This is a genomic window from Massilia sp. UYP34 (genome assembly GCF_056279385.1).
In genome coordinates this window covers 1-5,983 of the sequence record NZ_JBWBRF010000042.1, presented here as the reverse complement: position 1 = coordinate 5,983, position 5,983 = coordinate 1, and the positions used below count along the sequence as shown (strand labels likewise).

Sequence of the window (5,983 nt, the reverse complement as noted above, 5' to 3'; positions counted from 1 at the left end):
TTCGACTTGCATGTGTAAAGCATGCCGCCAGCGTTCAATCTGAGCCAGGATCAAACTCTTCAGTTCAATCTCTGTTTGTTGACTCTTTCGAGTCACCCTACATTGCTGCAGGGGTCGCTCACTCAAAATACTGACCGTTACTTCATTGCTGAAGCAACGTATTTCTTTTTTGTGAACATTTGATAATTTAAGTAATCAAGAACCGAAGTTCTTGGCACCTTCATCAAACGCCCACACTTATCGACTGTTAATTTTTAAAGAACTTTATCCGGTGCTTCATCCCTGCTGTGTGCTTCGAATCGTTTTGTTCGTCAGCAGCAGAGAAGAGAGAGTATGAAGCGTTTTTTAAATCTCGTCAACCCTCTTTTCCTTCCGCTTCTCGCTGCCTTGAAGGCTGCGTCTGCGTCGGGAAAGCGCGACTATAGCAAATCGATGACACATCCCGCAAGCCCCCGGCTTACCGATTTTGCACCTCCAGCAATAGAACATTGCTATCAACATCTTCAATATTATTTGCTTTTAACTATGAGCGAGAATCATTATCATTTGGCTCTACAGTCGGCAAACGAAGTGAAGAGGTCAACCCATGGTCATCGCAGCGAAGAAAACCAGTCAGGTCATCACTCACATGGCGATCGCTTTCACGATCGCCTATGCGATGACGGGCTCGGTTGTGTTCAGCGGCCTGGCCATCATCATCGAACCGGTGATCAACGTCCTGCTGCTCCCCTTCCATGAAAGGGCCTGGGCCGCCGTCCGTGCCCGGGCAACGTCGGAACGTGACCGCTACATGAAGATCGCTGCGGAGAAGGTCAGCCAGACGCTGATGCACATGGGCGTCGCATTCGCAGTCATTTACTGCGCCACCGGATCGCTCGCCTTCGGCGGCCTGGTCGCCATCCTCGAGCCGGTCTGCAATGTGCTGCTGCTACCAGTCCACGACCGGTTCTGGGACAAGCTCGAATTGCGCATCAACAGTGGAATGCACGCCGCCTGAACCAATCATCCAGTCGCCAAGCCCGCCAGTCACCAACCGGCGGGCTTTTTTACATGCGCACCGATTCAGGCAACTGGCCGCTGGGCGCCGCTCTTGAGCTGGCGGAAGAGATGCCATGCCATCGCACCCAGCGCCAGGACGCCACTGACGAGCAATGCCCACAACCAGCCCCGCTTGTTTCCGGATGATCTTCCGGCGATATCGTCCGCAGCCTGGCCGGAGGACTGTTGCCGCACCAGATTTCCGGGCCTGGCCGCCGCCAGCCCGGCCAGCTCGCCCGCACTGAATCCCGGCGCCACCTGATGCAGCCCGACCCGGGCCGGGCGCACGCCGGTGCGGCCGAAAGCCAGTGTGTAAGGCGGCTTGCCGCCTGCGACGAACACCATGCTCGCGGGCGTCCAGCCCAGACGCAGGCCCGGGCGCTCGGACACATCGGTCTGCGGCCGCACGATCCACTGGGAGGCATGTGTCACAGGAATCTCGACGTCTCCAGAAGCCCGACGCCGCCCGTCCTGGACCATCTGATAGAACGTCGTGTTCACCAGTGACTGCAATTGCGGCGTGGTTCGCCCTTCCGCCTTGCGGCTGCGGATGGCTTCGTATTGTCCGACCTGTACTGGCATGACGACATTTTGCCCTGTGAATACCAGGCCGAGCGAGCGCGCAGGGATCGCGATGGGCGCCGTATAGGCCAAGTCCCGTCCGTCGCGACCGGAGGAGCCTTGCAGGACGATGGTCTCGAGATGCCGGGCAGCCTGCCGCTCGACCACATACTCGGCATGGATCGCGGAGAACGCGATCGGCTTGCCGTCCAACCAGCGGATGCGGGCATAGCGGAACGACCGCGGCGTGAACCCGATACGGTCTTTCTGCACGCTCGCGCCCTGGTCGTTGACCAGCCAGCTGAGCGCTGCCTCGGCCAGCTCATCCCAGTTTTGCAGGTCGTCACTGACATCGAGTGCCACCCAGGCGCTGTAGCTTCCCGCTCCCGGCGGCAGGGTCAATGCAAGCCCTCCCACCGGCGCCGCCGCGTCCACCTGCGCTGCGCTCGCGGCCGGTCGCAGGTCCAGGACCAGGCTCACCAGCTCATCGCTGGCAGCACGCGTCGGCGCCGTCACCGAAATGACGGCGCCGTCGGCTCCCGTTCGGATCTGCAGGCTGTCATGCACACGCCCGGCATCGCGTGCGGGGCCATGCACGGGAAAGACAGCGGCCGGGGTGGTTTGCCGGCTCACCACCGGCGGCGCAGCCAGGTCGACCAATGCGAACGGCAGCGATGCGCCGTCGGCATCGAACACGCGCAGGTCGTCCAGCTCCGGCGAGCGCGCATGCAGATAGACTTCGCGCGGCACCCGCAACTGCACGACGGCCTGATTGGCGTCGACACCGAGCGGGAGGATATGCGAATAGCTGGCCGGTCCATCTCCCGGACTGGCAATGGCGGCCGAAACAGGCAGGGCCGCCAAAACAATAGTGACAGTGCGCCGTTCGAAAAACGCGTACATGGTTATCCCCTGTTCAGTTCAAGCGGAAACGGCTGACGGCGCGGCCTGCGCTGTTTTCGGATAAGGCGCGAGGTAGCCGACCAACAGCAGCAACAGTCCGACACCGACGAAGGACACGACGCGCGCGATGCTGCCGCCGTTGGCCAGGTCGACCAGGAACAGCTTCGCTACCACGATCCCGAGCGCGAGTGCCCCGCCCCACCAGGCGCGCCGCATGGTCATGCGCGCGGAGAAACGCATGAGCACCAGTGCGCTTGCGCTCCAGACCAGGGACAGCATCGCTTGCACGGACTGCGATGCGGCGAGCGCGTCGAGACGGTAGTCGATGCCGCCGTAATGCGCCGCGCTGCGCAACAGGATGAGGTTGAACCAGATATAGGCCGCGATCGCGCCGCCGATCTTCAACTGATACATCAGCGCGTGAGGCGGCACGGGCCGGCTGGTGAGCTGGCGCAGCGCGTTCGCCCACAGCATCAACACGAAGCCGGTGGTCAGATCGAGCGGGTTCAGTAAGGGCACATAGGGCAAAGGCGACATCGCTCCGTCATGCCCCACATTCCAGAACACCGCCAGCATCGCCATCAACACGGTGCCGCTGGGGATGATGACGGTGCGATACCAATCCGCCAGCGGCGCGCTCGGCCACCTGTCCGCCTGACTGCGGCGCAGCAGGAACACCAGGGCAAGCATCATTGCCCAACTCGGCAAATAATTGCTCCAGGCGGCATCGCTGGCCCAGTCGCTGTGTGCCGCCAGGAGCGGTTCGCTTGGCCCGGCAAGCCAACGATCGATCAGGATGGCGCCGGCCGGCCAGATAGCCAGCCACGGTCCGGCGGTGCGCAGCACATGCAGCAGTCTGAGCGGGATCGGGCGGATTTCCGGACCGCTCGCGCTCCAGCGCAGCATCGCATACTCGCCGCCGGCCAGAAGAATTGCCCAGGCAAGCCAACCCGCGGCCTCCGGCAGCGTGTGGCTGGCATACAGCGTGTGCAAGGAAGCCGCCGTGACCAGGGCCAGCATGCCCCAGCAGGCACTCGCGAACCAGCGCAACTGTGGCCAGGCCAGGCGCGGGCCAAGCCGCATGCCCACCACCGCCGTGATCACGACCGCCGCTGCATACACGCAGGTCCAGCGCGCATACTGGCTACCCAGACCTGCCGGCAAATAGTCGGCGATCCTGCCTGCGGCGATATTGATGACCGGGCCGAACCACCAGATGCCCGCCCACAGTAGAAGTGCCGATGCAACCCCGCTTGTCGGGTGATTGGCGTCGCCCTGTTGGAGGTCGACACGCTGCAGCATGCGGCTGGTCGCGAATGCCGCGACGGCCAGCATGACGACGCCCAACAGCGGCTGCTCGCCGCTTGTCTCGAGCATGGAGGTGAACGACCAGCCCGGCGCGCAGATGATTCCCACGGCGGCAGCGCCCGCGACCTGGGCGGCCAGGGCGAGCCCGCGTGCCATCGGCCACGCCATGCTTACGCCAATCGCATACAACAGCACGGCCGTGAACAGCGCGCCGGCCACCATCCAGTTCGCCAAGGTACTGCCATCCGCACGGAACACCGCTTCGCTCCAGCAGGCGCCAAGCAGGGCGACGGCAGCGAGTAACAGGCCAACGCTGGCAAGCTCCGGCAGGCTGTCGTCCTTGCCGGCATGCTTGCGCAAGTTGGCCGCGATAAGAAACGCGCTGCAGCCGAGCAGCAGGAATCCCAACCACAGATTGGCTGCGAGCGCGGTGTCCACATCGAGCTTCGATGCAGCGGCAATGAAGCTCACCCAGGCGCCGACCTGTAAAAACAGTCCGAAGGACCATGCAAGCCGGCGCTGACTGCGCAGGCCGAGCCACACGAATCCAGCGCCTTCAACGGCCCACGCAGCCGAAGTCCAACGTGCATCGAGCGCAAATGGGACAGCGAGCGTGCCGAAGATGACGCCGACCACCGCGAAGGTCTCGACCATCAAACGCAAGCGCTCTTTCCCGCTGCGCCACAACAAAATGCCGAGCGCCAGATAGAACCCACCCAGGCCGAGCGCGGTAAAGGCAAGACCGAATTCCATCTCCCTGACCAGGCCGACCTGGAATCCAAAGGCGAGCAACGGCGTGCCCAGGACCAGCGTGATGTCGACGTAGTCCTTCATGCGCGTTCTCTCCCGGGTCGCGAATGCAAGAGGGATCGCGACGTAGCACAGGAAGAACAGGATCAGGAAGGCTTGCGCCGACCAGTAATGCTCCGGCGTGTAGCGGAGCCCGCCCCACGCCGCGCCGATGATGAAGGTGAAGACGAATCCCAGCAAATTGAGCGGATGCCATGAACGCATGAAGGCCAGGGCAAATACACCAGCGTTGAGCAGCGCATAGTAAGTAAAGAGTGCGATGTGGCTGCCGGCTTCCCCGCTCGCCAGCAGTACGGGAGAGGCAAAACCGCCCGTGATGCCGAATGCCGCGAGCCACGGCGCCTCCTGCAGGACCGCCAGCAGACAGGTGAAAGCCGTCAGGAACACCAGCAGCGCAAACGCCAGACCGGAAGGTATCAGCGCGTAGAGTCGGTAGGCGCTGAAGATCACCAGCATCAGGACGGCAATTGCGGTTCCCTGGATCGGCAGTGCGAGCTCCCTGCGCGCTAGGCGCAGGCGCCATCCCCAGGCCAGCAATCCAAAATCGGCCAGGACCACGGCGGCCAGGCGCAGTTCGATCGGAATGATGAGGGTCGTGGCGGCATATTTGAGCAGGAAGCCGATGCCGATAAAGAGGATCACGAGGCCGAGCTTGGCAACCAGGTTGCCGGTCAGGAGCCAGGTCCTGGCGGCGATGAGCCAGCGTGGCGGTGACTTCAGGTAGGGCTCCCGGACTGGTTCTTCATGGACTGTAGGTGCAGCCCTGGGGCGGGTAGGCTTCACCGGCTCCGGCGCCAGGATGGTGGTTGTGGTTCGCGGCGTCGAGGGGGCGATGGTATCGTCCGCCGCGGGGGCGGGGGGAGGAGTCCTGGCGAGATCGGATAGCGGCGTCGGCACCGCAGCCTCGTCGGCAGGACGCCCCGCGGGTGCGATGGGTGACGATGGCATCATGAGACGCTGTACCCGCCTGTTCAAGGCCGCCACCTGCCCTTCCAGCTCGGCGATCCTGCTCGCCTTGCTCAGTCCCATGAGCCACGCGACCAGAAACGGATAACCCAGTATTGCCAGTACCACGAAGCCGAGCTCATGCATGGTCGCCCCAAGGTCAGATGAGATTGGTGTATTGGTGGGATCAGTGACGTCCAGTCAACGCGGTGATGTAGTTGTCCTGGCTGTGGAAGAATATTAAAAGCCAGAAACAATTCAGGAAGCGAATTCTGCTTTTCGTTGCGCCTCGTCAAGTAACCAGGATGGTGAGAACCTGAAGCCGAAAAGCAAAAAACCCCACCAGGATCACCTGGTGGGGTTTTTCTATATAACTAGCCTGACGATAACCTACTTTCACACTGGTTGCAGCACTATC

Annotated in this window: 3 protein-coding genes and 1 rRNA gene; 1 reads left to right on the top strand and 3 read right to left on the bottom strand. The window is 62.3% G+C overall.

The window, feature by feature from the left end; genetic code table 11:
- Positions 1 to 66 (bottom strand): 16S ribosomal RNA (locus tag ACZ9AQ_RS23995); the annotation flags it as partial.
- Positions 67 to 586: 520 nt separating this feature from the next.
- Here ACZ9AQ_RS23995 and ACZ9AQ_RS23990 point away from each other — a divergent pair.
- Positions 587 to 997, top strand: coding sequence for a DUF2061 domain-containing protein (locus ACZ9AQ_RS23990; protein ID WP_429207302.1), 411 nt, complete (start codon positions 587 to 589; stop codon positions 995 to 997).
- Between the two features lie 65 nt (positions 998 to 1,062).
- Here ACZ9AQ_RS23990 and ACZ9AQ_RS23985 read toward each other — a convergent pair whose 3' ends face one another.
- Together ACZ9AQ_RS23985 and ACZ9AQ_RS23980 are read right to left on the bottom strand one after the other, a co-directional pair.
- A complete protein-coding gene (locus tag ACZ9AQ_RS23985) occupies positions 1,063 to 2,502 on the bottom strand; it encodes a DUF3999 family protein (RefSeq protein WP_429207300.1) in 1,440 nt (479 codons plus the stop codon).
- A gap of 18 nt (positions 2,503 to 2,520) precedes the next feature.
- Positions 2,521 to 5,712, bottom strand: coding sequence for a DUF2339 domain-containing protein (locus ACZ9AQ_RS23980; protein ID WP_429207298.1), 3,192 nt, complete (start codon positions 5,710 to 5,712; stop codon positions 2,521 to 2,523).
- Between the last annotated feature and the right edge of the window lie 271 nt (positions 5,713 to 5,983).

Excerpts from the sequence above, each read along its gene's own strand:
- ACZ9AQ_RS23990 (WP_429207302.1), top strand. The coding sequence starts at position 587 with ATGGTCATCGCAGCGAAGAAAACCAGTCAGGTCATCACTCACATGGCG.
- ACZ9AQ_RS23985 (WP_429207300.1), bottom strand. The coding sequence starts at position 2,502 with ATGTACGCGTTTTTCGAACGGCGCACTGTCACTATTGTTTTGGCGGCC.
- ACZ9AQ_RS23980 (WP_429207298.1), bottom strand. The coding sequence starts at position 5,712 with ATGCATGAGCTCGGCTTCGTGGTACTGGCAATACTGGGTTATCCGTTT.